Below are 25524 nucleotides of genomic sequence, written 5' to 3' on the forward strand. Positions count from 1 at the left end.
TAAATGCGGATTGGCGATAAGTATAATGTAAAAAAAACAGGAATAAACGTTTAAAAACAAAAATAATTGTTTATGAACGCGGGACGAGGTTTGAAACCCCGTTCCAACCGTTTTGTTTGTGTTGTCATTTGTGAACCACGCGGAAACGCTACGGACGGGGCAAAATGCCCCGTCCAGCTGGGGAGTGCAAAGCTCGTTTCACTCCATTGATATTTACTTATTGCGTAACAAACTTAAGTCCAATCAGCAGTAATACCGAAGCCAGCACTGGTCGCAAATAATATTCGGGAATTTTTGCACTTAAATGACTACCTATCCAGATGCCAGGTAAGGAGCCGACCAACAAGCTGCCCAGTAACGTCAGGTCAACATTGCCCAGCATAAGATGTCCCCAGCCAGCCACGGCAGTAAGAGGGATAGCATGGGCGAGATCAGTGCCGACAATTTTTAGCGTACTCTCTCGTGGAAAAAGAAACAGCAAAGCGACAGTACCTAGCGCACCAGCACCCACAGATGACAAAGTCACTAGCACACCTAAAATCGCGCCGGTAAGTATCGTTATGGGTATTTGCCAACGAGGTGAGAAACGTCCAGCATTCATCATATTGCTGTAATCGTCATCAAGTTGCCCCAAGGCTTTGGATTTACGCAATATGACGGCACGAATTAACAAGGCGCAGGCAGTCAGTATGAGGGCAATTCCCAGGGCGTAAGTAATCAACCCGCTAGTTTCCTTGCCAATCTCCATATAATGTTTAATGGCAAACAGGGTCAAGACAGCAAAAGGTAAGCTGCCCAACGCAAGCCAAGCGACAATCGGCCAGTCCACAGAACGGTGCTTGCCATGATGTACGAAAACCCCAGCCGTTTTGGTGATGGCGGCATATAAGAGATCGGTCCCCACAGCTACTGATGCCTTAAAACCGAATAAAAACACCAGCAACGGTGTCATCAGTGAGCCGCCGCCGACACCGGTAATACCGACCAATAAGCCCACTGCAAAACCCGAAGCCGAGTACATCAAATTCATGAAAAGTAATCCCTGTTGAATGTTTGATTGAGATGAAGGTGCATTATACCTGCCACATACCCCGTCTTTTAATAATATGTTATGCTAACTTTATGCAATTTTGTCATAAAGAAAGATCTAATGAACCTAATTCAATTACGTTACATTCGTGAGATAGTCCATCAAAACCTCAGCATTTCAAATGCTTCCGAAGCCTTGCATACCTCGCAATCAGGGGTTAGCAGGCAGGTTCAATTGCTGGAAGAAGAGCTTAAGCTGCTGATATTCCAGCGCAATGGCAAACGGCTGATTAGCGTTACTGAGCCAGGTAAAATTATTGTCAATCTTGCCGAACGGGTGTTGCGTGAACTGGATAACATCAAGCGGGTTGGTGAAGAATTCACCCAAAAGGATCGTGGAACATTAACCATAGCCACAACCCACACCCAAGCGCGTTATTTCTTACCGCCAGCCGTCAAGCAATTCATGCAGGAATATCCCAACGTTACTTTGACGATACATCAAGGTAATCCAACGCAAGTGGCGGAACAAGTCGTGAGTGGCGGGGCGGATATAGGCATTGCAACGGAGTCTATCAGTACTTACGAAAACCTTTTGTGTTTGCCTTGCTATCAGTGGAATCGCTGTGTTGTCGCACCTTTTGAGCATCCCTTATGGAATGATCTCCCGCTTACCTTGGAAAAAATTGTCCGTTATCCTCTGATTACTTATGATTTTTCTTTTACTGGCGGGTCAGTTGTCAAACGTGTGTTCAATCAAGCTGGTCTTGAGCCAAATGTGGTGCTGACCGCCATTGATGCGGATGTTATTAAGACTTATGTGAACCTGGGCTTGGGTGTCGGTCTGCTGGCTACGATGGCATACGACCCAGAGCGTGATGGGAACTTGCGGATGTTGGATGTCGGTCATTTATTTCCCGCCAGTACCACCTATCTTGGCTTGCGCCGCGATGCTTTTTTACGTGATTATATTTATGATTTTATTCATATATTAGTGCCGGAATTAAACCGAAACACCGTTTTGGCAGCACTTAAATGAGTGCTGCTTATCAGCTAAATTCCATCCGATTCGACTATGGCAACAAGATAGTTTTGTCATTACCGGAGTTAAAGATTGCTTCAAAGAAGGTCACTGCCTTAATTGGCCCAAACGGTTGTGGAAAAAGCACCTTATTGAATTTGCTGGCTTTTGTCGAACAGCCGAACAATGGGGACATCCTGTTTTTTGATGAGCAAGTGAAAGCGGAAAAATTGTTCGGATACCGACAACGTATCGGTTATTTGCCACAAAAGCCTTACATGCTGCGTGGCACTGTGGAGAATAACCTCAAGCTGGCGTTAAAATTAAGGGGCGTACCGAAAGACTGTTGGCAAAACCGGACTAGTAAGGTTTTAAGCAGCCTAAACATTAGTCATCTCAAAACGCACAAAGCGGCGAGCTTATCGGGTGGCGAACTGCAAAAAGCCGCTTTGGCACGGATACTGGTCATTGAACCAAACGTGTTGTTGCTTGACGAGCCATTCAGTTATCTCGATCAAGCCAGCAATCAGTTACTACAACAAGTCATTAGCGAATACCTACACGAAATGCAAGCAACGCTGGTGTTCAGTACCCATGATAGATTGCAGGCTTTGGCACTTGCCGATGATGTTATTTCGCTGGTAGATGGCGAGCAGGTCAAATCACCTCTAGTCAACCTCTATCATGGCACATGTAAACAGCATGTGTTCAGCACCGGTAAAATAGACATCGTTCTGACTTCCGATATAACCGAGTGCCAGCATGTTTCAGTTGATCCGCATGAAATTGTATTGTCCAGGCAAGCCTTGGTGTCCAGTATCCGTAACCAGTTTCAGGGAAAAGTATCGGCAATCTCGGATGAAATGGGCAAAGTCAGGGTTGCGGTTGACGCAGGTGAGCTATTTCAGGTATTAATTACTTATGAAGCGCTGAATGACTTAAAAATGCAGCTTGGCGATCAGGTTTGGGTAAGTTTTAAATCGAATTCAGTTGTTGCTTTCTGATGCCTTTTGTTGCATTTCAGCTTATCATGCCACTGTTATGACTAAATGTTAATCAATGCCATGAAAAACACAGGATTTGCGTTGTATTTTGTACTGTCACTTCTATCGGGTTGTGGGCAACCAGGGCCTTTGTATTTGCCGACCAATAAGCCGCCCATGTACGTGGAACCAGAGGCAGAGCCAGAAACTAAGGATGCTGCGCCTAAACAGGAAACAAAACCACAACCGCCGCCGCAACCCGAAATAAAACCACCAGCAACAGAGCAATAACAATGGATTATTTTAATTACCGCAACGACGAACTCTATGTCGAAGACATATCGGTGCAGGACATTGTCTATCAACACGGCAGCCCTTGCTATATATACTCTAGGGCGACCTTGGAACGGCACTGGAAGGCTTTCGACAATGCTTTTGGCGAACAGCCGCACCTTATCTGCTATGCGGTAAAAGCCAATTCCAATCTTGCCATCTTAAACTTGCTGGCGCGCTTGGGTTCAGGTTTCGATATTGTCTCCCTGGGCGAATTGGAGCGGGTCATTGCGGCGGGCGGCGACCCGAAAAAAATCGTTTTTTCGGGTGTCGGTAAGCGCGAAGACGAAATACTGGCGGCATTGAAAATGGGCATACGCTGTTTCAATGTCGAAGTCAGCGGTGAACTTGACCGGATTGACATTCTAGCCGAGCAGTTAGGCGTGATTGCCCCCGTGTCTTTCCGCGTGAACCCAGATGTGGACGCAAAAACCCATCCTTATATTTCGACGGGCTTGAAGGAAAACAAGTTCGGGATTGATTTCGAGCTAGCCTTGTCCGAATACCGCCGTGCGGCGGCAATGCCCAATATAAAAGTGGTGGGTATCGATTGCCACATCGGCTCGCAACTGACCGAATCCAAACCGTTCCTGGATGCCTTAGATAAGGTGCTGGAGTTGGTCAACGCCCTTGAAGCGGAAGGCATCCACCTCCATCATATCGACTTAGGCGGTGGCCTGGGGATTTGTTATAAGGACGAACAGCCACCAGAACCCGCCGACTATATCCAGGCGGTTTTGGCTCGGTTAGGCAGCCATACTTATGAAATCCTGCTCGAGCCCGGTCGCGCCATCGTTGGCAATGCCGGAATTTTAGTGACGCAAGTGGAATACCTTAAAACCACGCCGCACAAAAACTTCGCCATCGTCGATGCAGCAATGAACGACCTCGTGCGCCCCGCTCTTTACGATGCCTGGCAGGAAATCATCCCCGTCACCCAACCAAGCGACGCACCCGAACTGCATTGGGACATCGTCGGCCCCGTCTGCGAAACCGGCGATTTCCTCGGCAAAGACCGCGTTTTAGCCATCAAACAAGGCGATTTGTTGGCAATCCGTTCATCCGGTGCGTACGGTTTCAGCATGAGTTCCAACTACAACACCAGGCCGCGAGTGCCTGAGATCATGGTTGATGGCAGTAAAGTTCGGGTGATTCGTGATAGGGAGCGCATATCGCATTTGTGGGCTGGGGAGCATTTGTTGGCGTTATGAAAATTAATATCCAACTGTTTGGTGGGCAACTTGATGTCGCCCACCCTACTTAGATATTGAAATTAATATGAGTTCAGTAAGCAATGTTATTGTTTGTTCAGAATGCTTTGCTGATCAAGGGTTGAAACTTGATGCTGAACAAATCGGTATTGAAGAAATTGGCGTTTGCCCGAACTGCAGTAATGCTAAAGGGCGGAAATTATCAATCTCAGAGCTTTTTGAACTAGCTCATCGTTTTTTTGTATGGGGATCAATTCTGAGATGTAAATACGGGGCAGTGCCATTAATTCAATTCAACGAGCATCAAAAGACAAGCATTGATTTTTCACCGTGGCTTAAACCTGATGTAGAGATATTTGAACGCCTACTGGGCATTGGATTCTTCGACTATGGCCCTAGATTATGGATGATTGGTGAAGTTGAGCCACTTAAGGCACTACAGGCCACAAAGAAGCGTTTATCAATTGTCGAGCGGATAATCAGCGAGTACCCAAAACGAGTTATTGAGCCTCATGAGGCTTTTTACAGAATTAGAAAAAATCCAAAAAAACCTTCAAACCCTCTTGAATATGACAGTCCTCCATCTGATCATTCTTGTAAGGGGCGGTTAGAAACTAAGACAAATCCTGTCCTATATGCTTCTCAAGATTTGCAGGTTTGTGTACACGAATGCAGAGTTACAGCAGAGGACGAACTTTATGTCGCAACCCTAAAGCCTAAGCGGTCTCTGAAGTTTCTGGATTTATCGATTCTGCTTGAGGAAGAAAACGTTACCGAATTTGAAAGCCTTGATATGACAGTACACATGTTATTTTTTGCAACCAAGCATTCTTACAAAATAACAAGAAACATAGCAATCATGGCGCAAGATGCTGGTTTTGATGGGATAGTTTTCCCATCATACTTTAGTCTATTGCGTATTGGTGTTATGCCGTTTCAAACGGTATATGGAATATCTCATCGCATAATACCTGAGCTTCAGGAGTCTGAAAGTAACAAAGCAATTCCAAATTTAGCTATTTTTGGTCGCCCTATCGAACGGGGTGATATTACAATAGAATGTATTAACAAGCTCATCCTTAACCGTGTTTCATATGACATTCATTTTGGACCGATTAGGTAAGATTTACAGCCGAGTAGGGTACGCACCGCGTACCTTTTAGGTGCTTGATAACTATTCGACTTGGGATATGGTATGCGGTGCATACCCTACATGATTTTTAATCTTCGCGATTACGGCAGCGTACCCAACACCTTCGGTATCGAAGTCTTGAACCCTTCGGAAGCTCTCAAGAGGATAAAACAATGAGCAATACGACTAGCAACACTTACTCATTACGGTTGCCGCGTTAGATAAAAGCGGCGGTTGAATAACTCGCCAAAGTTGGTAGGGTGGATAAGAGTAGCGCATCCACCTTATGTTTATCGAATAACTATTGATGGATGCGCTATGCTTATCCATCCTTGTATCTCTCCAAGACCTGATATAGTTGCCTAGCTAGCATTATATCATGGTGGTGCATGATCAGAGTTTGGGTCCATCCTTAGGCGAAAAGCCTGTGACGTAGATAAAACCCATGCACCTATTTTTCTTAACACTGAATGGTATCCGAGTCCTTCCTATTGGGGAATGAGGCTGAATGAACAAGGGGAGTCGCAAAGAAATGAATGTTATTGGTATTGATGTCAGCAAGGCCAAGCTGGATTGTGCTTGGCTTGGCGAACACAACAAATTGAAAGTAAAAGTGTTTCCCAACGCCTTGGCAGGTTGGGCGGGTTTGGTCGAATGGTCACTAAAAAACACCGGCTTGTCGATCAGCGACCTGCATTTTGTCATGGAGGCGACGGGGGTTTACCACGGGCAACTGGCGGCTTACCTCTATGACCAAGGGGCTGACGTATCCGTTGTCAATCCGGCACAGGTCAAGTTTTACGCCCAAAGCCTGGGTGTGCGGAGTAAGAACGACAAAAAGGACAGCGTGGTGCTGGCACGGTACGGGGTGAATGAACAACCGAGGCGTTGGCAGCCGGAAGCGGCTGAAATCCGCACCTTGAAAGCCCTGTTGGCGCGGTTGGACAGCCTTGAAAAGGACGTGCAACGGGAGCGCAATCGGCAAGAAAAGGCTGAAATCAGTCAAGCCCCGCAAGCCGTCTTAAGCTCATTGGTGCAAATCATCGGGACGCTTGACACCGAGCGGCAGCAATTGGAAAAACTGATTGAAGAACACATTAACAATCATAAACAACTCAAACAAAACAAAGCCTTGCTAGAAAGCATCCCCGGCGTAGGCAAAGTGATTGCCACCCGGATGTTGATGGTGATCGGCAGCCGCCCATTCGACAGTGCCAGCCAGTGCGCCGCCTATTTGGGGTTGATCCCCGTACAGCACGAATCCGGCAGCAGCGTCAGGGGGCGCCCCAAACTGTCCAAGGCCGGGAATCCGACCATCCGCGCCAAACTGTACATGGCGGCGGTCGTGGCGACCACTTACAATCCCGACATCAAAGCCCACTACCTGCGCCTGACCAAGGGCGGCAAAAGCAAGATGTCCGCGTTGGGCGCGGCGATGAGAAAACTGGTACAGATTTGTTTTGGTGTCTTGAAACACCAACAACCCTATCAACCTCAAGTGGCAATTTGACCACTTGCGATTGGTATGGAGAGATGGTATCTACAGATCACTAATCTAAACAACGGGAATAATGCTTAACTTTACCAAAATGCACGGTCTAGGCAATGATTTCGTCGCTATCGACGCGATTAACCAAACCGTCAACTTATCGCCGGAACAAATCCGTTTCATGGCTGACCGCCACTTTGGCATCGGTTTCGATCAATTGTTGCTGGTTGAAAAACCAGAAAGCGTAAATGCAAATTTCAAGTACCGCATCTTCAATGCCGACGGTGGTGAGGTGTCGCAATGCGGTAATGGCGCACGGTGTTTTGCACAGTTTGTGCGGGACAAAGGCTTGTTTAGCGACGATGAAATTACAGTAGATACGGATTCAGGTCAGCTCATACTTACCTTTACCAATAATGATTTGGTTACGGTCAACATGGGCATACCCAGACATGCGCCTTCTGAGATTCCTATGGCTACAGCCCAAGAGTCACAAACGTATGCTGTCGAAATTAACGGTAAGTCAATAGTGTTCGGCGCGGTATCTATGGGTAATCCTCACGCCGTTATTCAAGTTGAAAATATAACATCAGCACCTGTGGCTGATTTAGGTCGGATTTTGGAAAGCCATACACTCTTTCCTGAACGCGCTAATATCGGTTTTATACAAGTGGTCAATCGCAAGCATATTAAACTGCGGGTTTACGAACGTGGTGCGGCAGAAACTTTGGCTTGCGGCAGCGGTGCTTGCGCCGCTGTGGTTGTAGGAATTGAACAAAACCTACTGGATAATGAAGTTACTGTCGATTTGCCGGGCGGACAGCTTGCGATAAGTTGGGCAGGCCGAGGTCAACCGGTTTATATGACAGGTCCTGCGGCGACAGTATATGATGGAAAAATCAGTTTGATGGAAACATAACGCTATGAACGGACAAGAAAAACCGAACCTGACCCCAGCACAGGTCGAGCAATACCTGCGCGATCATCCTGAGTTCTTCAACGAACACCTGCATCTTCTTGAACAAATGCGAATTCCGCACCCCAGCGGCAATGCGGTGTCGTTGATTTCCAAGCAATTGGAGATATTCAGGAGCAGACATCAAGAGTTGGAAAGTCAACTCACTGAGCTGATCGAGATTGCCAGAGAAAACGACACGTCTTATGTGCGTATGCACAAGCTGACCTTGGCAATGTTGGATTCCAAGACCGTTGAAGAAGTTATTGAGAATCTGGAAATAGTGCTTTCCGAGTATTTCCTAACCGATTTCGTGGCTATCCGCATCATCAAAAACAATCCTGATGCGACGCTTTCCAAGCTTTTCATAGCACCGGACAGTGACGATCTCAAACCATTCAGCAAAGAGCTTTCCAGCAGTGAGCCGACCTGCGGGAAACCTACCTTGACCCAAGCAAAAATCCTGTTTGGCGATTTCTCACTTGAGGTGCAATCGTACGCCGTTATGCCGATGATGTTTACTCAGATGGAAGGCTTTTTGGCGGTTGGTAGCCGTGAAGACGGGCGATTTCATTACAGCATGGGCAGCCTGTTTTTAACTCAAATGAGCGAGATTGTCGGCACTCGCTTGATTGCGTTGTTACAAGGGCAATAATGTCTCCTGTCGCCGAGGAAATGCTGGCTAACTTCTTAAATCAATTGAAATACGAGAAGCGTGCGTCCATTCACACGGTAAAAAGTTACCAACGTGATATTGAACGCTTATCAGGCTATTGCAAAGAAAAGCTCATCCTCAACTGGGCTGAGATTAAACAAGCTGATGTTCGCGCCCACATTGCAGGCAGGCATCGCAAGGGCATGGGCAGTAAAAGCTTGCAACGTGAGCTATCTGCCATTCGCAGCTTCTACACCTTTTTGTTGAAAAATGGCTTGGCTGAAAGTAACCCCGCACAGCACATCAAAGCCCCCAAACAGGCACGCACATTACCGAAAACTTTGGATGTCGATCAGATTAATGGGCTATTGGATGCAGGGGCGAGTTCGCCGCTGGAAATACGTGATCTTGCCATGTTTGAATTGTTTTATTCGTCAGGACTAAGGTTAAGTGAGTTGAGTTCGTTAGATTTAGTTGATCTTGATTTGTCTGATCGTTCACTGCTAGTCCGCTCAGGGAAGGGCGGTAAATCCAGAATTCTGCCTATAGGCGGCAAAGCGGTCACAGCAATCAATAATTGGTTGCAGGAACGCGCAAAAATGACGGCTATTGATAATGTGGCATTGTTCGTGACCACCAAAGGGCCACGTTTAGGTCAACGCAGCATTGAGCTAAGGTTGTCGCAATGGTGCAAAAAAAAGGGCATAGATCAACACATCCACCCGCACATGCTCAGGCATTCCTTTGCCAGTCATTTGCTGGAATCCAGTCAGGATTTACGAGCAGTGCAGGAATTGCTAGGGCATAGCAATATCAGCACCACGCAAATTTATACGCATCTCGACTTTCAGCATCTCGCAGAAATCTACGATAAGGCGCATCCACGCGCTAGAAAAAAGCCCGAATGACGATGCGGATTGAGCAAAAGCCTTAAAAATCTGATAATATACCCCTAGTATTTAAGCAACATTCTAACTGCCTTTCTCCTCAATTAACCCGTTCTCAGGAAACCAAATGGCATCAAGCGACTCGCTAGACGATGAAAAATCTAGGGGCATACTCTGGGGTTTTGGTGTGCTTGTGATTATTTCTTTGTTGGTACTACTCTTTCTCGGTGCATGGTGGGGTGCTGAACCTCAACAGTTCAGCATTCAAGATGAAGCCATGGAGCGTGCTAAGATTACCAAAACCACTGAAATTCCACTTGGCTATACCTATACCAATACTTTGGCGCATATTGCCGAGGTTTTATTGCATAAATCGGGTGGTTACATTACCAATGATGTCGCCCCACCTGGGGTGTTTCTGGATAATATATCCGCCTTTGAATACGGTGCTTTGGTTATGTTGCGCGACGCGACAACTGCTTTGCGGAATCACTTTACTCGAGATCAGTCGCAGTCTGATGAAGATCCTGATTTAAAAGTCGCTGAACCGTATTTTTATTACGAAAATGATTCCTGGGCGTTGCCTTCGACTGAGGCGGAATATCAAAAAGGTATTGATGCACTTCATAAATATATGGTTCGACTGCAAAAATATGAAGGCAATGTTAAACGCGCACAATTTTATTCGCGTGCTGACAATCTTTGGCAATACACCGAGGTCGTTATCAAGCGATTGGGTAATCTATCTACTCGCTTAAGTGCAAGTACAGCAGGCGCGGCATTAATTCCCGGTCTAGCGGTCATAGAACCCAATATTGAGGTTAGAAATGCCAAAGTTGCGCCTATGGGGGAAACACCTTGGCTTTTGATTGACGATGTATTCTACGAAGCCCGTGGTGCTAGTTGGGCATTGCTGCACATCCTTAAAGCGGTTAAATATGATTTCCATGACATTTTGCTGGATAAACGAGCAATGAATACTGTGGATATTATGATTAAAGCCTTGGAAAATGCCTTATCACCGGTGTTAAGTCCAATGATTTTGAATGGCAGTGGTTACGGGGTAACAGCCAATTACTCATTAACAATGGCAACTTATATCGCCCGCGCAAATGCCGCTGCGTTGGATTTACGTGACATCATGAATAGAGGGTAATAATGTATGGACGAACAAATCGAAGAAAACCTGAAAAAAATCAGTACCTGGAAACGCATATTTTTCATGTTGATCTTTGCTGCTATTGGTGGCTTGGTCAGGATGCTAGTTTGGGCAGTTATCTTATTGCAGATAGCATCTGTGCTGTTTACCGGCAGTCCAAATGAGAATGTCCTGAAATTTGGACGCAATCTGTCTTTGTATACCTACCATATCTTGATGTTTCTGACCTTCAATACTGATGCTTTGCCCTATCCATTTGCAGAATGGGAAGCAACAGAAGAATTGAAATTGCCAGAACCGAAGAAACGCCAGAAAAAATAAGCTGTTATGTCCACTGTCCGCAAAATCATTCATATTGATATGGATGCTTTTTTTGCGGCGGTGGAGCAGCGTGACTTCCCTGAATACCGCAATAAGCCACTGATTGTAGGTGGCAATCCGTTCTCGCGTGGCGTTGTTGCTACGTGCAGCTATGAAGCAAGACCATTCGGTATTTATTCTGCTATGCCCACCAGCCGCGCATACCGGTTATGTCCGCAAGCTATTTTCGTCAAGCCGCGCTTTGAAGCCTACCGTGAAGCTTCCCAAGCTATTCGACAAATATTTTTCGATTATACCGATCTGGTTGAACCGCTTTCGTTGGATGAAGCATATTTGGATGTCACCGATTCTGAGCAGAATGCGGGTTCAGCAACACTGATTGCCAAAGCGATCAAAACAAGGATAAAACAAGCAACCCAACTGACCGCCTCGGCTGGTATTTCCTATAACAAATTCCTGGCTAAAATCGCTTCTGATTTGGATAAACCGGATGGTCTTTACCTGATTAAACCCAAACAAGGCATTGAATTTATTGAGCAACTACCCATCCATAAATTTCACGGTGTAGGCAAAGCCACCGCACTTAAAATGCACAAGTTAGGCATTCAAACAGGTAAGGATTTGCAGCGGTTTTCGTTGGAATTCTTGCAGCAACATTTTGGTAAATCGGCGTTGTATTACCACAATATTGCGCGGGGCATAGATAATAGACCGGTCGTCAGCTACCGAAAAAGCCAGTCAGTCGGTGTGGAAACAACTTTTCAGCAGGACATTAGCAGTACCGAAGCGGTATCCGAACACCTGCAACAATTGTTTTTTAAGGCATTGACCAAGGTGACGGAAAAACAGCTTTCGGCGCATACCGTGACTATCAAAATTAAATATCATGATTTTGTGCAGATTACCCGTAGCCGCACTGTGCCGCGTGAGCTTGCTACTTCAAGCAATATAAAAGATTTGCTGGAGATGTTACTTAAGAATACCGACATAGGTCGGCGTGATGTACGTTTGCTGGGTGTTACCTTATCGTCGCTGGATGAGCAACCCCTAGGATCGCCTATTCAGCAAACCGACTTATTTGAAAATATCTGCAATAGCTGAATTTTTATTAGCTTTATTGTTCAGAATCAATCAGTTGTTGGTTCTTCAGGTTTTTTAATGACAGACCTGGAATTTTCGGTGATGACTTTCTGCGCTATTTCTTGAACTTGCTCTTGCAAAGCGGGGTCTGCAAGTTTGCTGCCCAGGTCGTGTAAAATCAGCCCTAGGGCGACTTGGTTAACCGGCAGATTTCCCCAGTTCGGATCTTCCCATCCGTGTTTGAAGAGCCAGAGTAGGATAGGGTTTGTTACGGCTGAAAATGCTATTTTGGCGGTTAAATCAGTCACTTGTAACTTCCTTAGAATGTGGCGTAAGTCATCTATAATCCTTCGCTATAGCAATCAATCCGGCGGCAACAGAGTTAGACGTAAAGAACCCGATGTTATAGCTGGGGTTAAAAAATCCCCGATGTACTATACCTGACTGGGTTTGCTGGATGTTAGTTCATCTGAAAGCAGGGCTAATGTAGAAACATTCAAACTGCGTCCATTTTATGACCATTTGAGACGGATGTTAGTGAAGTAGTTCACTAGAAAAATGTGAAATATTTCACAGCTAAGTTGCTTGAAATATGTTGATGCCATTTGGTTAGAATTAAATCCCCTCTATCTCTGGTTTAGGTTGAGGGGATTTATTTAAACAGATATTGACTACTCACTACGAAGGAAATTCTTAGCTTTCGTGTAGAGTGCCAAAAACCAAAACTTAATCCGGGGAATCACCTTCCTGCTCATCTTCTAACTCGGTGTTAGAGTCAAATTGGAATAAGGTCTTTAAGTAACGGTATAACAACCGCGTTGATTTGGGCGGTTTAGCGGTTTCAGTTTCTTTTTTGATATTACGTAACAATTGCCTAATGTGTTGTAAATCGGCAGTCGGTTGTTCGTCGAATAATTCGGTCAAGGCTTCGTTGCCTTCATGAATCAGTTTGTCGCGCCATTGTTCGGTAATATGATGCTCTCGCACGGAATGGGCGCTTTTGTTAAGGATACGGTCTAATTTTTCCTGTACGGGGTCTACGTCGATTTTATGGAGCTGTCCTGCAATGTATTTCAACAAGCGTTTGCGTGCGCCTTTGTGCGGCATGTCGCCCACTTCGCTGATTGCCTTGCGGATATTTTCCGGAAATTCCAAGCCATTTAATTGCGCTGGCGATAATTTCGACAAGGTTTCGCCTAACGCGAAAAGTTCTGCGATTTCTTTTTTAATCTGTGTTTTATTGGGGCGTACGGCGTAGTATTCGACATCTTCACCAGTCTCTTCATAGTCATCGTATTCGTTCATCATGATTTGACCATTGCGATAAGAAACACTACAAACAATACGACCAGCACTAAGGGGATGAGCAACCCAGGCCAGTCGGATTTGGCGGTTTTGCTTTTTTCCATGGCGGCTTTAATGCCAGGTTTCATCCAGAAAATCATCAGTAAAGCCAGCGCACCTAATAATAGGTTTTCCCAGGTTGATAAGGATTCCATCGATCTCTCAAAAAAATAACGCTTACTTTATCACAGACTGGGCGGCTGTTTTGTACGGGTTTCTGCTGGCGATTGTTTTCGGTTCGCGCTCGTGTCGCATTGTGTAATAATGCCGCTCCAATTTGCACAGGATACCTGCACACTATGTGGTTTAAAAATCTTAGCCCTTTTCGCTTTACAGAACCGTTTACCTTGTCTTCAGATGAATTAGCAGAAAAGCTGGAAGCTCTGCGGTTTCGCCCCTGTGGTCTCCATGAAGAAGCCAGTTTTGGCTGGACTGCGCCTTTAGGTAAGCTGGAGCAATCCCTTGTCCATGCAGCAAACGGCTATATGATGCTGTGTGTCAAAAAAGAAGAGCGGGTATTACCTACCGCTGTCGTTAACGAATTGATTCAGGAGAAAGCGGCTGAGGCGGAAGAACAGCAAGGTCGTAAGTTATCGAAGAAAGAACGGTCTCAGCTTAGGGATGAGCTTATTTATGATTTGCTGCCACGCGCTTTTACATTTTCGCGGAAAATCTATGCTTATATTGATCCTAAAGGCGGCTGGCTGGTGGTCGATGCGGCTTCGGCAAAAAGTGCGGAGGATTTACTGAGTTTATTGCGTAAATCGCTGGGATCGCTACCTGCTGTACCGATTAATACCGTTAACAATCCGGTTGCGATTATGACGCAATGGCTGGTCACTCAGCAAACCCCTAGCGATATTGTGGTTGAGGACGAGTGCGAGCTGCGTTCACCAGGAGAGGAGGGCAGTATTATTCGCTGTAAAAACCACGATTTGTCGTTGCCAGAAATTCAAAATCATCTCGATTCAGGTAAAGAAGTTATCAAACTGGCATTGAGCTGGGCAGACCGTTTAGCTTTTGTTATTGATAAGAGTTTCGCTATCAAACGCTTACGGTTTCTGGATTTAATCCAAGATCAATTGGAAGATATAGAAATTGATGGCGATGACATGCGCTTTGACGTGGATTTCTCGATTATGTCCGCAGAGCTGGGCTTGTTGCTACCGCGTTTGCTTGAGTTATTTGGTGGCGAAGCTAAGTCGTCATAAAAAAGCTACAAAAAAAGCCCGGTGGTTCACGCCACCGGGCTTTTTTTGGTCTTACGTAGAGCAATAAATGATGCTTATTTCATCATTGATTTTTTGAACATATTGTCCAATTTGCTGTTGGTATCTTGTGCAGCTTGAGCAGCAGTTCTTGCGTCAGCAGCAGCAGCAGTAGCAGCAGCGTTAGCACTTGCTGCATCAGATGATGCTTGTGCAACAGATGTTTTCAAACCATCAATCTGTGTTTGCAGATTTTCGATATCTGAGTTGGTAGCACAGCCAACCATTAAGCTAGCCGCCAGAGCAATCATGGAGATTTTCATTAATTTTTTCATGTTTATTTTCCTTATTTCAAAGTTATTGCTACAAAAAAACGTATAGCCAATTAAATTCTAGCATCGTTTTTAATATTTTCCAGTATTATTTTATTTTTACTAGCGTTCCGGTATTAACCCACTGGCTTAAATGATCGATCTGGTTATTGGTTAACGCGATGCAACCATGCGTCCAGTTCATCGACTTATGTATTTTTTCATCAGCTCTCCCTAATCCATGAATGCCAATTCGACCGCCCAAAGGGGTGTTTTGCGGCGGGACTTGATTGTACATGTGTGCGCTTATTATGCCGTTATAGGTGTATTGGTCAATAGTGCCTTTACGCCGCGCATTGTCCGCATCTTTTACTGACGGGTAATTGAGACCAAAAAACCGGTGAAATGAACTCCTTTCACCTATCCAGCCAATTCTGTACTCACCGTACGGTGTAATATTATCGCCTCTATGGGTTTTTTGCCCAGCACCTGATTGACCTATCGCAATACCTTCAATAGTATCAACGGTTTGTTCGCCATTTTTGACTTCAATTTTGAGTGCGGTAGTATCTACAAGCAGCCAAATTTCGTCATAAGCTAAGACGTTTAGAGAAAAAAAACTACTAATCAGTAATAAATAAATCCGCAACATATTGTAAGGTCTACACGAGATAAGAAATTTAGTGTACTTTACCTAAACAGTTTAATTACCGCACAGGATCAAGCATGCAAGTCAAAACCGTCACCACTCAGCCTTTTAACGACCAAAACCCAGGAACATCTGGACTGCGAAAAAAAGTGAAAGTTTTTCAACAGCCTGGTTATCTGGAAAACTTTGTCCAAGCCATTTTTGATTCGCTGGAGAATTTTTCCGGTGAAGCCTTGGTTTTGGGTGGTGATGGTCGTTATTTTAACCGAACTGCCATCCAAACCATCATCAAAATTGCTGCCGCTAACGGTTTTGGTGAACTTATTATAGGGCAAGGCGGCTTATTATCAACCCCTGCTGCGTCAAATATTATTAGGAAATACAATACGTTTGGAGGGATAGTTCTATCAGCTAGTCATAATCCGGGCGGCCCCGATGAAGATTTCGGCATTAAATACAATGCCGAAAATGGTGGTCCAGCACCCGAAAAATATACCGATGCTTTCTTTAAGCGTAGCCAAGGCATTGATAGTTATAAAATAGCTGTGATGGAAGATGTCGATTTAGATCGAATTGGTACGCAGCAATTGGATGGAATTACCATCACCATTATTGATCCTGTCGCCGATTATGCCGAATTGATGCAATCGCTGTTTGATTTTCCCTTGCTTAAACAAAGTATTAGCAACGGTGCTATCACCCTGCTATTTGATGCCATGTCCGCGATTACTGGGCCTTATGCCCAGCGGATATTGGTCGAACTGTTGGGAGCAAGCCCAGAATCCGTCATCAATGCCGAGCCTTTGGAAGATTTTGGTGGGCATCACCCTGACCCCAACCTGGCTCATGCCCACGAGCTGGCGGAAGCCATGTTCAGCGAGTCCGCGCCAACCTTTGGAGCCGCTTCGGATGGCGACGGCGACCGCAACATGATTACGGGCAAACAAATCTTTGTTACGCCCAGCGACAGCTTGGCGATTATGGCAGCGAACGCCCATTTGATACCAGCGTATGCCAAAGGTTTGGCGGGTGTTGCCCGCTCCATGCCGACTAGCCAAGCCGTTGATCGCGTCGCCGCAAAATACAATATCCCCTGTTTTGAGACCCCGACCGGTTGGAAATTCTTCGGTAATCTGCTGGATGCAGGCAAAATCACCTTATGTGGCGAAGAAAGTTTCGGCACGGGTTCTGACCATGTGCGCGAGAAAGACGGCATGTGGGCGGTGTTATTTTGGCTGAACTTGATCGCTGTAAAACGCCAATCCGTCGCCGACATCGTCCAGGAACATTGGAAAATATTCGGACGCGATATTTATTGCCGCCATGACTATGAGGCTGTTGATTCAACCATCGCCAAGGAAATTGTGAAGCATTTACGTAGCCAATTGCCTACCTTACCAGGACAGATTTTTGGTGAATATGAGGTTAAATTTGCCGATGAATTCAGCTATACCGATCCCGTCGATGGTAGTGTCAGCAGCAACCAAGGCGTACGTATTGGTTTTGTCAACGGTTCGCGGATGGTGTTCCGTTTGTCTGGTACCGGCACTGTTGGAGCGACGTTAAGGATCTATCTGGAACGCTTTGAGCCTGATGCCGCAAAACATAACCAGGACGCACAAATTGCCTTAGCTGATTTAATTAATTTGGCTGAACAGCTTTGCGAAGTAAAAAAACGGACAGGTAGGACTGAGCCTGATGTGATTACTTGAATGCTAAGGAGTTGGTGGCTAATCCTTACTCAATGCCACTTTCTGGCTATCAACTTCAATATTATGGGCAACGCCATGTAATGAGCAAATCAGAAAAACCCCAGCCGCAATCAATGCGATTTGTTGCAATGAGGTTTTCATGTCGGTTTTTTTATGCAGTGAAGGGATCAGATCGGCAACGGCGATGTAGATAAAACTTGAAGCCGCCAACGCCAGGAAGTACGGCAAGCTGTCATGCAGGTCTTCTAAGCTGTAATAAGCCAAAATTCCGCCAAGTACGGTGGTCAGGCTGGCGAGGACGTTGTAAAACAGCGCTTTGCCTTTGGAATAGCCGCTGTGCAGTAAAATCGCAAAATCGCCGACTTCTTGCGGTATTTCGTGGGTGGCTACCGCCAAGCTAGTGACGATGCCCAGTTTAACATCGGTCAAAAACGCTGCGGCAATTAACACGCCATCCACAAAGTTATGGATGCTGTCGCCGAGGATAATCAATGCACCGGCGGATTTGTCGAAGCCGTGGTGATGTGCGTGATGATCCTGATCGTGGTGATGCTCGGTTTCAATCGCTTCATCACCGTGCGCTTCGCAGGTTTCAACATGGCAATGCCGCCAGATTAGCAACTTTTCCAGCACGAAAAAGCCCAGGATTCCCGCTAAAATGGTGCCTGATAGGCTTTGAAATTGTTCGGGTTTAACGTGTTCAAAAGCTTCTGGAATCAATCCCCAAAACGCTACCGACAATAATGCGCCGATAGCAAAACTGATGCCGTGCGGTATCACACGATTGCGTTGGTCATCCGGAAACAACAGGAATACGCCCGCCGCAAGTACGCTAAGTACGCCGCCAACAGCAGTAAAGATGATGATTAATAACAATAAATTCAAATTCAATCTCTCCAGATTAGTGTCGCCATGCGTCCTGTGACTTGATCCCGGCGATAGGAATAAAACTGTTTTTCGTCGGTTACGGTACAAAAATCGCCACCGTAAACCTTACTTATACCTAACGCAGCTAAGTTAATACGTGCGAGTTGATAGATGTTGGCTAACCATTTGGTATCACTTTGTTGTTTAAAAGCAGTAGCATACTCAGCCGATTTTGCCATATAAGCAGTACGTACTTCATCACCAACCTCAAAACGATCAGGACCGATTGCGGGGCCTAACCAAACCAGTAAGTCTTTGTTTTGCATGGCTGCTATCGTATTGTCGATTACTCCATCCAACAAACCGCGCCATCCGGCATGAATTGCTGCTATTTCAGCGCCATCGTTAGAGCAAACCAATAACGGCAAACAATCTGCCGTCATCACGGCGCAAACCACACCCGATTGATCGGTATAACTGGCATCGGCTTGTTGCGGTGTATCCATTGCGATTGCTTTAACGACACGGTTGCTATGGGTTTGATTTAACCAGACAGGCTCGGAAGGCAAGTTCAATAGCGTTTTTATGATGTGCCGATTTTGGCTGACCAACTGAGGATTATCGTCAACATGGGTCGCAGGATTTAAGCTGGCATAAGCATCTAGGCTGACACCACCTGTACGCAATGTCGTTGCCGCGTGGATATTCGCAGGTGCAGGCCAATCCGGTTGCAACCAGTGTGTATTAAGGTTCATTTTCTGCCAATGCTTTAATCAACCTAACCATATCGTCAGGTAAGGGTTGCTCCCATTCGCAATATTCATCTGTTACCGGATGTTGCAGCCCCAGTTTTGCTGCATGTAAAGCTTGGCGTTTAAAGCTGCGTAATTCTTTCTCCAATGCAGCACCGCAATTAGGCGGCATTTGAAAACGTCCACCATAAACCGGATCGCCTAAGAGCGGATAGCGGATATGCGCCATGTGTACCCGAATTTGATGGGTGCGCCCCGTTTCCAACATCATTTGCACCAGGGTATGATGAGCATAGCGTTGGACGACGCGGTAATGGGTGACGGCAAACTTGCCGGATTCTCTGACGGTATAGCGTTTGCGGTCAGTCGGATGTCGTCCAATCGGCTCATCCACCGTGCCGCCAGCGGTCATCCGTCCTCGCGTCACTGCCAAGTATTCGCGGGTAATTTCTCGCTCTTGCAGTTGTTGGGTCAGGCTGTTATGGGCTTGCAAGGTTTTGGCAACCATCAGCAAACCGCTGGTTTCCTTGTCAATTCTATGGACAATACCCGCTCTGGGCAAAGTTTCCAGGCTTGCATCGTGGTTAAGCAAGGCATTCAGCAAAGTTCCATTCCAATTGCCAATCGCCGGATGCACGACTAAGCCAGCAGGCTTGTTGACGATTAATAAGCTGTCATCCTCAAAGATTATATCTAGCGGAATAGGTTCTGGAGTCGATTCGATAACGACTTCGGCTTCCGCATCAAGCGTTATTTCTTCACCGCCATCCAATTTGGCTTTTGGACTTAACAAGGTTAAGTCATTGACTACAACCCGCCCAGACTTGATCCAGGTTTGCAATTTACTGCGGGAATAATCTGAAAACAGCTCGGCAAGCACCTGATCCAGGCGTAATCCTGCCAGTTCGTAAGGGACTGTTTCTGTAAATTTCGGCATAACACTACTTCTGATTCGTTCAACGATACGTTATACTCGCCTGCAAACAGTCGTTTCCAACCCTGAGAACGTCCGGCGAGTAAACCCCACATCATACAACGTGTCGTTAGTCCTATGCGATTATTTTCGTTTAAATTATTAGTTATTCTGTGTTTGGTTTTATCCATACAAGGCTGTGCAGCACTAAAAAGTATTTATTCTGGTGATTCAGATTCCAGCAAGAATGAATGCGCGGACTGGAAGGATTACGAGGCAGGTGAAGCAGACGATGACGATTGTGTCGATTGGGATGCCAACAAATTTCGCAGCCAAGCAAAAAAAGCGGTCGATGGCGGTAATTATGAGAAGGCCATAAAAATCTATGAGGCATTAGAAGCGCGTTTTCCATTTGGGCCAGATTCAGCGCAAACCCAATTGGATATTGCGTACGCTTATTACAAGAATTCCGACCCTGAATCTGCTATTGCGGCAGCAGATCGCTTTATCAAGATGAATCCTCGCAGCCCCAATGTGGATTATGCTTATTACCTGAAAGGTTTGGTCAATTACAACCGCGATATTGGTTTCACCCAACGTTTTATTCCCACCGATGCCTCGCAACGCGATCCCGGCAATGCCCGTAATGCTTATGATATTTTTGCCGAATTGATACGTAGGTATCCAGAAAGCAAATATGCGCCGGATTCACGTAAGCGTATGATTGCACTAAAAAATAATCTCGCTATGCACGAAGTCCATGTCGCCAGATATTACATCAAACGTAAAGCTTATGTCGCTGCTGCCAACCGCGCTTCTTATGTGGTTGAAAAGTATCAACGCACCACTGCCGTACCTTACGCACTGCAAGTCATGCAGGAAGCCTACACCAAGCTGGATATGCCGGAATTAGCTAAAGATGCGGAAAACGTGTACAAGCTCAATTTCCCCAACGGACCACCCGTACCTGAATACGAAAATGCAACGATTTCTCATAAGGTGTGGGATTTTATTGGGCTTGAAAAGTAAAGTTCAGTATACCTTTCGTTTTGTAGGGAATGTATAAGCTTATTTCATCCACGTCTTATGACAACCTAACCCTGGGATCAACCAAGGTATAGGAAATATCAGTCAGCAGCAAGCCGATCACATATAACACCGAACCCAAGAAAACCATCGCCCGTACGATAGCGAAATCTTGGCTGTTGATGGCATCTATGGTGTAACTGCCTAGGCCCGGGATACTGAAAAACGATTCCATGATTAGGCTGCCCATGAATAACATCGGCAATACGACGACGACTCCCGTTAAGATGGGGATCATGGCATTGGGCAAAACGTGGCGGAACAGGGTTTGGGTTTCGGTCAAGCCTTTTGCGCGGGCGGTGCGAACGTAGTCTTTTTCGACTTCTTCCAGAAATAAAGTCCGATACCAGCGCACACCTGAGCCTAAGCCGGAAAATACGCCAATCAACACGGGTAGAATAATAAATTTAACGGCTGCAAAGCCTTCGTCATAACCGGAAATGGGTACCCACCGTAAGACTTTGGCAATCACAAATTGACCGCCGATGATGTAAAACAGGGATGAAACCGACATAAGGATGACGCATACGACCATTCCCCCTAACTCCAATTTACTGCCCCGAAATAGCACGACCATCAAGGCGACACAGATGTCGATTATCAAGCCTAGGATTAACGTCGGCAATGCCACTGCCAAGCTGGGCAAGGCGCGTTCTTTAATATCCGCGCCGATATTCCTGCCGCTGTCTGACGTGCCAAAGCGGAACAAAAACAGGCCGACCGATTTTTGGTAAAAAATGGTTTTCGTTAGCTTTTCTTCCGCTTGGGCTTTTGCGTTCCATAACAGCGGTACGTCATAGCCATGTTGCTGTTTCCAGTTGTCTATTGCTTGTTGGGTGACGTGTTTTTGCCCAAGTTGCATACGCGCCATGTCGTCGGGGCTGTTGATGATAAAAAACAGCACGAAAGTCAAAATATTCACCCCGATTAAAATGGGGATGGCATATAAAAACCGCCTGATAATATAGCTAATCATTGCAAGATTTTCCTGGTGCGACTACGGACGGCGTTAACAGCAAAAATGAGGATTAGTATGAACAGCACACCAACCAACAGCAAAGGCCAAAATATGGGTTGGTTCCATCCCTGACGTTTTTGTGTCCTGGCAGCGGTATCCAGGCGCTGGTATTTTAGCTCGTTATTGGCCATTGCATGAGTTTTACGGTTTTTATACCAGCTATGGGACAAGGAAAATCGTTTGGGGTGAAAACCAAAAATCCAGGGCGCGTCGTGGCGTACAGTTTCCTGCATTTGTTGAATTAATTGAAAGCGTTGTGGGCTATTATCCCTATTCCGCATGTCTTCAAATAAACGGTCAAATGCTGGATTCTGGTAGTTGCTGGCATTTTCGCCACCGAATTTAACCTTTGAATTGCCGCCATAAAGCAGGAAAAAGAAGTTCTCAGGGTCAGGGTAATCCGCATTCCAGCCCCAGACGAAAATCTGGGCATTGCCTTTACGCATTTTGTCCTGAAAACGGTTGTAATCTGTCGCCCGAATGACCAGCTTAACCCCAAGTTTTTCAAATTGTTTGCGGTACCAGCTCATTCTGGGACGGTCATCAATACTGGTCGAGGTAGTGTCAAAATAAAGTATCAATGCTTGTTTGGTTTTGGGGTCGATGCCATTGTCGTAACCCGCTGCTTTCATCAATTGCCTTGCAACGGCAACTTTTTTACGTTGGGACTTGTCATTTAGCCATTCATAGATATATGGATTGATTCCGACCTTACCTTCTTCATAACCAAAAATACCAGGCGGTAGCACGCCTTGTGCAGCCAGTCCGCGTTCATTCATGAAGATAGAGATAAATTCTTCATAATCAACCGCGATTGAAATCGCTTGCCGCAATTTTCTGGCTTGTTCTGTGTAGCCACCAACGGTTGCGTCCAGCATATTAAAACCCATGTAAAAACTTGATGTTTCTACCGTAGTTTGTAGTTGGATGCCTTTTTTCTGCATGGTTTCCGTCAACCGTGCGCCGCCACTGCCGGTAAACTGCACGGCTTGGTCGAAATTGTCCGAGGCAATACCGGAAGCGTCAAAATAACCTTGCAGAAATTTCGTCCAATAGGGAATGGTCTCTTTTTCCAGCATGAAAATGACCTTATCGATAAAGGGCAAGGGCTTGCCTGCATCATTCAATAAGCCCTTTTGCTTATCTTCCGGTTCGCCCTCGGATGGGTAGGCTTCCAGATGGAAGTTAGGGTTTTTTTCCAGGATCATGCGCCGGTTGGGGTTGTTCTCAGCCAACAGGTAAGCACCCGTGCCGATGGGAAACCAATCCAAGGTAATATTCTTGTCGGATAATCCAGGTTGATTGTAGAAGGCATCAGCTTCCCAAGGCATTGGCGCAAAAAACATCATACCTAGCCAGTACATAAATTGCGGGTATTTGCCGTTAATGCGAATGCGGTACTGGTAACGGTTGATCGCCATAACGCCAGACATCGGCACGTCTTTTATGGCGGTTTTGGATAGCTGTTTGACCTTTTCTGAAAACTCGCCAAAGCCAACAATGTAGTTTTTCATCATTTCCGCAATCGGCGATTGCGTTTTGGGATGCGCCAGTCGTTTGATTTGGTATACGTAATCCTCAGCAACCAATTCACGAGTGCCTGTAGCATTGAAATCGGTGAGTGTATTTAGGGAAACAATCTGGTCTTTGCTTAGATGATGAAAGGCAAAATCGCCATTTGCCGTTTTTGCCAAAGCGGGGTGCGGTTGATAACGGATATTGGGCTTGATGTCGATGATGTAATCGGTATACGCAATGTCCTTGATGTCCGCATTAGCGTCAAGTTTTTCGCCTTGCTTGTTAACATACTGAATGTTAGGCATTTTTGTTGCCGTTAGTGGAATCAGTTGATAAGGTCGTTTCAGGTAATGGTATTGGAATGGCGGCTCGTAAATCTGGGCGATAAACGCATATTCGTTTTCGCTGTAAGCAATGGCGGGGTCTAAGTGCTTGGGGCGTTCATCAAATGATTGGTATAAAATCGCCTGCCCGTCTTGATCCTTGGGATAAGGGTTGTTGATTTGGTTTAGGTCGCAAGCCGTTAAGAATAAAGCAAAAAAAATTGAAACGTTGCGAAATAGCATAGTTTTAAGCAATTAATATGATTGAGATGCCGTAAAGTCAAACTCCAGCTTCCCCCTTTGAAAAAGGGGGATTGAGGGGGGTTTTTTAGAGAATATCCCCTAACCCCTCTTTTTCAAAGAGGGGGACAAATCATTCGGACAAAAAACTGGACATCACAAAGCGGCTCGTGGATACTTTCAACCCTATTGTAACAACAAAAACATCGGGAGATGACAATGGGTTTTATGCAGGGCAAACGGGTCTTGATTGTGGGCTTGGCGAGCAACCGTTCTATCGCATGGGGCATCGCGCAAGCCATGCACCGCGAGGGTGCTGAACTGGCGTTTACGTTCCAGAATGAAAAGCTGCAAAGCCGCGTCGAAGAAATGGCTGGGCAGTGCGATTCTAAAATCATTATCGAATGCGATGTCAGTATTGATGAGCATATCGACACGGTGTTTACGGAACTGGGCAAGCACTGGGACGGCCTGGATGGTATTGTGCACTCGGTGGCTTTTGCGCCGCGTGATGCGCTGAACGGGGATTATGTTGATGTCACCACCCGTGACAATTTCCGAATTGCCCATGATGTCAGTTCCTACAGCTTTACCGCCTTGGCGAAAGCAGGACGCGCAATGATGGCAGGGCGAAACGGCTCCTTGTTGACCTTGACCTATCTCGGCGCAGAACGGGCGATCCCTAACTACAATGTCATGGGCGTTGCTAAAGCCAGTCTGGAAGCGAATGTCCGTTATATGGCAGTGGCGTTAGGCCCCGAAGGTACGCGTGTCAATGCCATTTCAGCAGGGCCTATCCGTACTTTGGCAGCATCAGGCATCAATGATTTTAAAGCCATGCTGAACAAAGCCGCCGACGCTGCACCACTTCGGAAAAACGTGACGATAGAAGAAGTTGGCAACGCCGCCGCGTTTATGTGTTCCGATTTGGCTTCCGGCATTACCGGGGAAATTACTTATGTGGATTGTGGGTACAATATCGCGGGGTTGGCGGCGGTTTGATGAAATGCTCGTTCCCACGCTGTGCGTGGTAATGCAGACCCACCGCCGATATGCGTTCCCACGCACAGCGTGGGAACGAGAAAAATATAATGAACGGTCTCATTGGTGTTCGTGCCTCTCCCCAACCTACCGTGCTATAATTCGAACAAATTAAATTAGAAATTATTAGGTTTTTATAAATGGCGAATTCAACTCTGAAGTGCAATTCTAGTATTCATGCGGCTTGTCGTTTGTCGACGCCAAAAAATACCGCATGGGGTGTTTTGTAGTTTAGCGTTTTTCGTGGTCTGTGATTAAGTTTTTGCATGACAGCCTCTACTTGACTC

27 protein-coding genes are annotated in these 25524 nt (G+C 46.0%); 16 read left to right on the plus strand and 11 right to left on the minus strand.

The features are described from left to right. Positions 1-217: 217 nt before the first annotated feature. A complete protein-coding gene (locus AC1YY3_RS06045) occupies positions 218-1030 on the minus strand; it encodes a sulfite exporter TauE/SafE family protein (protein WP_481824597.1) in 813 nt (270 codons plus the stop codon). A gap of 120 nt (positions 1031-1150) precedes the next feature. On the opposite strand from AC1YY3_RS06045, the gene AC1YY3_RS06050 reads away from it, so the two are divergent. The 12 genes from AC1YY3_RS06050 to dinB all read left to right on the plus strand — a co-directional run bounded on the left by AC1YY3_RS06050 (position 1151) and on the right by dinB (position 12276). Further along, on the plus strand, positions 1151-2068 hold the full coding sequence (locus tag AC1YY3_RS06050; RefSeq protein ID WP_481824596.1) for a CysB family HTH-type transcriptional regulator: 918 nt from the start codon (positions 1151-1153) through the stop codon (positions 2066-2068). Next, complete coding sequence (locus tag AC1YY3_RS06055; RefSeq protein ID WP_481824595.1) at positions 2065-3054, plus strand: ATP-binding cassette domain-containing protein; 990 nt, start codon at positions 2065-2067, stop codon at positions 3052-3054. The genes AC1YY3_RS06050 and AC1YY3_RS06055 overlap by 4 nt, the downstream gene beginning before the upstream one ends. A 60-nt stretch (positions 3055-3114) precedes the next feature. Further along, positions 3115-3324, plus strand: a complete 210-nt coding sequence (lptM, locus tag AC1YY3_RS06060) for an LPS translocon maturation chaperone LptM (protein WP_481824594.1) — start codon at positions 3115-3117, stop codon at positions 3322-3324. 2 nt (positions 3325-3326) lie between these two features. Next, positions 3327-4577, plus strand: coding sequence for a diaminopimelate decarboxylase (lysA, locus tag AC1YY3_RS06065; protein ID WP_481824593.1), 1251 nt, complete (start codon positions 3327-3329; stop codon positions 4575-4577). A 67-nt stretch (positions 4578-4644) separates the two neighbouring features. Beyond that, on the plus strand, positions 4645-5700 hold the full coding sequence (locus tag AC1YY3_RS06070) for an RES family NAD+ phosphorylase (protein WP_481824592.1): 1056 nt from the start codon (positions 4645-4647) through the stop codon (positions 5698-5700). A gap of 541 nt (positions 5701-6241) precedes the next feature. Further along, on the plus strand, positions 6242-7219 hold the full coding sequence (locus AC1YY3_RS06075; RefSeq protein ID WP_481824603.1) for an IS110 family transposase: 978 nt from the start codon (positions 6242-6244) through the stop codon (positions 7217-7219). A 61-nt stretch (positions 7220-7280) separates the two neighbouring features. Beyond that, positions 7281-8117, plus strand: coding sequence for a diaminopimelate epimerase (dapF, locus tag AC1YY3_RS06080; RefSeq protein ID WP_481824591.1), 837 nt, complete (start codon positions 7281-7283; stop codon positions 8115-8117). 4 nt (positions 8118-8121) lie between these two features. Further along, a complete protein-coding gene (locus tag AC1YY3_RS06085; protein ID WP_481824590.1) occupies positions 8122-8808 on the plus strand; it encodes a DUF484 family protein in 687 nt (228 codons plus the stop codon). Further along, positions 8808-9716 carry a tyrosine recombinase XerC gene (xerC, locus tag AC1YY3_RS06090; protein WP_481824589.1) on the plus strand — a complete coding sequence of 303 codons (909 nt, stop codon included), beginning with the start codon at positions 8808-8810 and terminating at the stop codon, positions 9714-9716. The genes AC1YY3_RS06085 and xerC overlap by 1 nt, the downstream gene beginning before the upstream one ends. Before the next feature lie 106 nt (positions 9717-9822). Then, positions 9823-10851, plus strand: a complete 1029-nt coding sequence (locus tag AC1YY3_RS06095) for a DUF2333 family protein (RefSeq protein ID WP_481824588.1) — start codon at positions 9823-9825, stop codon at positions 10849-10851. Positions 10852-10857: 6 nt separating this feature from the next. Beyond that, positions 10858-11175 carry a DUF4389 domain-containing protein gene (locus AC1YY3_RS06100; protein WP_481824587.1) on the plus strand — a complete coding sequence of 106 codons (318 nt, stop codon included), beginning with the start codon at positions 10858-10860 and terminating at the stop codon, positions 11173-11175. A gap of 6 nt (positions 11176-11181) precedes the next feature. After that, on the plus strand, positions 11182-12276 hold the full coding sequence (gene dinB / locus AC1YY3_RS06105) for a DNA polymerase IV (protein WP_481824586.1): 1095 nt from the start codon (positions 11182-11184) through the stop codon (positions 12274-12276). 26 nt (positions 12277-12302) lie between these two features. Here dinB and AC1YY3_RS06110 read toward each other — a convergent pair whose 3' ends face one another. The 3 genes from AC1YY3_RS06110 to AC1YY3_RS06120 form a co-directional block, all read right to left on the minus strand. Then, positions 12303-12563 carry a hypothetical protein gene (locus tag AC1YY3_RS06110; RefSeq protein WP_481824585.1) on the minus strand — a complete coding sequence of 87 codons (261 nt, stop codon included), beginning with the start codon at positions 12561-12563 and terminating at the stop codon, positions 12303-12305. 418 nt (positions 12564-12981) lie between these two features. Continuing rightward, on the minus strand, positions 12982-13563 hold the full coding sequence (yjgA, locus tag AC1YY3_RS06115; protein WP_481824584.1) for a ribosome biogenesis factor YjgA: 582 nt from the start codon (positions 13561-13563) through the stop codon (positions 12982-12984). Then, a complete protein-coding gene (locus AC1YY3_RS06120) occupies positions 13560-13754 on the minus strand; it encodes a hypothetical protein (protein ID WP_481824583.1) in 195 nt (64 codons plus the stop codon). The genes yjgA and AC1YY3_RS06120 overlap by 4 nt, the downstream gene beginning before the upstream one ends. A gap of 144 nt (positions 13755-13898) precedes the next feature. Here AC1YY3_RS06120 and rdgC point away from each other — a divergent pair, with 144 nt between their 5' ends. Beyond that, a complete protein-coding gene (gene rdgC / locus AC1YY3_RS06125) occupies positions 13899-14810 on the plus strand; it encodes a recombination-associated protein RdgC (RefSeq protein WP_481824582.1) in 912 nt (303 codons plus the stop codon). A 74-nt stretch (positions 14811-14884) separates the two neighbouring features. On the opposite strand, the gene AC1YY3_RS06130 is transcribed toward rdgC, so the two are convergent. Together AC1YY3_RS06130 and AC1YY3_RS06135 are read right to left on the minus strand one after the other, a co-directional pair. Continuing rightward, positions 14885-15142 (minus strand): Lpp/OprI family alanine-zipper lipoprotein, encoded by a 258-nt coding sequence (locus AC1YY3_RS06130; protein ID WP_481824581.1) that lies wholly within the window; start codon positions 15140-15142, stop codon positions 14885-14887. 85 nt (positions 15143-15227) lie between these two features. Further along, positions 15228-15770 carry a L,D-transpeptidase family protein gene (locus AC1YY3_RS06135; protein ID WP_481824580.1) on the minus strand — a complete coding sequence of 181 codons (543 nt, stop codon included), beginning with the start codon at positions 15768-15770 and terminating at the stop codon, positions 15228-15230. A 74-nt stretch (positions 15771-15844) separates the two neighbouring features. Here AC1YY3_RS06135 and AC1YY3_RS06140 point away from each other — a divergent pair, with 74 nt between their 5' ends. Further along, positions 15845-17479: an alpha-D-glucose phosphate-specific phosphoglucomutase gene (locus tag AC1YY3_RS06140; protein ID WP_481824579.1), complete on the plus strand. Its 1635-nt coding sequence runs from the start codon at positions 15845-15847 to the stop codon at positions 17477-17479. A gap of 18 nt (positions 17480-17497) precedes the next feature. On the opposite strand, the gene AC1YY3_RS06145 is transcribed toward AC1YY3_RS06140, so the two are convergent. The 3 genes from AC1YY3_RS06145 to rluD are packed head-to-tail and all read right to left on the minus strand — an operon-like array spanning position 17498 to position 20035. Continuing rightward, positions 17498-18364, minus strand: coding sequence for a ZIP family metal transporter (locus AC1YY3_RS06145; protein ID WP_481824578.1), 867 nt, complete (start codon positions 18362-18364; stop codon positions 17498-17500). 2 nt (positions 18365-18366) lie between these two features. Next, positions 18367-19101, minus strand: coding sequence for a peptidoglycan editing factor PgeF (gene pgeF, locus AC1YY3_RS06150; protein WP_481824577.1), 735 nt, complete (start codon positions 19099-19101; stop codon positions 18367-18369). Then, positions 19091-20035 (minus strand): 23S rRNA pseudouridine(1911/1915/1917) synthase RluD, encoded by a 945-nt coding sequence (gene rluD, locus AC1YY3_RS06155; protein WP_481824576.1) that lies wholly within the window; start codon positions 20033-20035, stop codon positions 19091-19093. The genes pgeF and rluD overlap by 11 nt, the downstream gene beginning before the upstream one ends. Before the next feature lie 114 nt (positions 20036-20149). Between rluD and AC1YY3_RS06160 the strand changes: the two genes are divergently transcribed. Next, complete coding sequence (locus AC1YY3_RS06160; protein WP_481824575.1) at positions 20150-21040, plus strand: outer membrane protein assembly factor BamD; 891 nt, start codon at positions 20150-20152, stop codon at positions 21038-21040. A gap of 55 nt (positions 21041-21095) precedes the next feature. Here the strand turns inward: AC1YY3_RS06160 and AC1YY3_RS06165 are convergent, their stop codons facing one another. Beyond that, positions 21096-22073, minus strand: a complete 978-nt coding sequence (locus tag AC1YY3_RS06165; protein ID WP_481824574.1) for an ABC transporter permease — start codon at positions 22071-22073, stop codon at positions 21096-21098. Beyond that, positions 22070-24199: an ABC transporter substrate-binding protein gene (locus AC1YY3_RS06170; RefSeq protein ID WP_481824573.1), complete on the minus strand. Its 2130-nt coding sequence runs from the start codon at positions 24197-24199 to the stop codon at positions 22070-22072. Before AC1YY3_RS06170 ends, AC1YY3_RS06165 begins: the two co-directional genes overlap by 4 nt. Positions 24200-24415: 216 nt before the next feature. Here AC1YY3_RS06170 and AC1YY3_RS06175 point away from each other — a divergent pair, with 216 nt between their 5' ends. Then, positions 24416-25198 carry an enoyl-ACP reductase FabI gene (locus tag AC1YY3_RS06175; protein WP_481824572.1) on the plus strand — a complete coding sequence of 261 codons (783 nt, stop codon included), beginning with the start codon at positions 24416-24418 and terminating at the stop codon, positions 25196-25198. The last annotated feature ends 326 nt before the right edge of the window (positions 25199-25524 follow it).

The organism is Methyloglobulus sp. (assembly GCF_964779595.1).

What these genes read in the sequence shown, in the direction of transcription:
- AC1YY3_RS06045 (WP_481824597.1), bottom strand. Translation starts at nt 1,030, where the DNA reads ATGAATTTGATGTACTCGGCTTCGGGTTTTGCAGTGGGCTTATTGGTC.
- AC1YY3_RS06050 (WP_481824596.1), top strand. Translation starts at nt 1,151, where the DNA reads ATGAACCTAATTCAATTACGTTACATTCGTGAGATAGTCCATCAAAAC.
- AC1YY3_RS06055 (WP_481824595.1), top strand. Translation starts at nt 2,065, where the DNA reads ATGAGTGCTGCTTATCAGCTAAATTCCATCCGATTCGACTATGGCAAC.
- lptM (WP_481824594.1), top strand. Translation starts at nt 3,115, where the DNA reads ATGAAAAACACAGGATTTGCGTTGTATTTTGTACTGTCACTTCTATCG.
- lysA (WP_481824593.1), top strand. Translation starts at nt 3,327, where the DNA reads ATGGATTATTTTAATTACCGCAACGACGAACTCTATGTCGAAGACATA.
- AC1YY3_RS06070 (WP_481824592.1), top strand. Translation starts at nt 4,645, where the DNA reads ATGAGTTCAGTAAGCAATGTTATTGTTTGTTCAGAATGCTTTGCTGAT.
- AC1YY3_RS06075 (WP_481824603.1), top strand. Translation starts at nt 6,242, where the DNA reads ATGAATGTTATTGGTATTGATGTCAGCAAGGCCAAGCTGGATTGTGCT.
- dapF (WP_481824591.1), top strand. Translation starts at nt 7,281, where the DNA reads ATGCTTAACTTTACCAAAATGCACGGTCTAGGCAATGATTTCGTCGCT.
- AC1YY3_RS06085 (WP_481824590.1), top strand. Translation starts at nt 8,122, where the DNA reads ATGAACGGACAAGAAAAACCGAACCTGACCCCAGCACAGGTCGAGCAA.
- xerC (WP_481824589.1), top strand. Translation starts at nt 8,808, where the DNA reads ATGTCTCCTGTCGCCGAGGAAATGCTGGCTAACTTCTTAAATCAATTG.
- AC1YY3_RS06095 (WP_481824588.1), top strand. Translation starts at nt 9,823, where the DNA reads ATGGCATCAAGCGACTCGCTAGACGATGAAAAATCTAGGGGCATACTC.
- AC1YY3_RS06100 (WP_481824587.1), top strand. Translation starts at nt 10,858, where the DNA reads ATGGACGAACAAATCGAAGAAAACCTGAAAAAAATCAGTACCTGGAAA.
- dinB (WP_481824586.1), top strand. Translation starts at nt 11,182, where the DNA reads ATGTCCACTGTCCGCAAAATCATTCATATTGATATGGATGCTTTTTTT.
- yjgA (WP_481824584.1), bottom strand. Translation starts at nt 13,563, where the DNA reads ATGATGAACGAATACGATGACTATGAAGAGACTGGTGAAGATGTCGAA.
- AC1YY3_RS06120 (WP_481824583.1), bottom strand. Translation starts at nt 13,754, where the DNA reads ATGGAATCCTTATCAACCTGGGAAAACCTATTATTAGGTGCGCTGGCT.
- rdgC (WP_481824582.1), top strand. Translation starts at nt 13,899, where the DNA reads ATGTGGTTTAAAAATCTTAGCCCTTTTCGCTTTACAGAACCGTTTACC.
- AC1YY3_RS06130 (WP_481824581.1), bottom strand. Translation starts at nt 15,142, where the DNA reads ATGAAAAAATTAATGAAAATCTCCATGATTGCTCTGGCGGCTAGCTTA.
- AC1YY3_RS06135 (WP_481824580.1), bottom strand. Translation starts at nt 15,770, where the DNA reads ATGTTGCGGATTTATTTATTACTGATTAGTAGTTTTTTTTCTCTAAAC.
- AC1YY3_RS06140 (WP_481824579.1), top strand. Translation starts at nt 15,845, where the DNA reads ATGCAAGTCAAAACCGTCACCACTCAGCCTTTTAACGACCAAAACCCA.
- pgeF (WP_481824577.1), bottom strand. Translation starts at nt 19,101, where the DNA reads ATGAACCTTAATACACACTGGTTGCAACCGGATTGGCCTGCACCTGCG.
- rluD (WP_481824576.1), bottom strand. Translation starts at nt 20,035, where the DNA reads ATGCCGAAATTTACAGAAACAGTCCCTTACGAACTGGCAGGATTACGC.
- AC1YY3_RS06160 (WP_481824575.1), top strand. Translation starts at nt 20,150, where the DNA reads ATGCGATTATTTTCGTTTAAATTATTAGTTATTCTGTGTTTGGTTTTA.
- AC1YY3_RS06165 (WP_481824574.1), bottom strand. Translation starts at nt 22,073, where the DNA reads ATGATTAGCTATATTATCAGGCGGTTTTTATATGCCATCCCCATTTTA.
- AC1YY3_RS06170 (WP_481824573.1), bottom strand. Translation starts at nt 24,199, where the DNA reads ATGCTATTTCGCAACGTTTCAATTTTTTTTGCTTTATTCTTAACGGCT.
- AC1YY3_RS06175 (WP_481824572.1), top strand. Translation starts at nt 24,416, where the DNA reads ATGGGTTTTATGCAGGGCAAACGGGTCTTGATTGTGGGCTTGGCGAGC.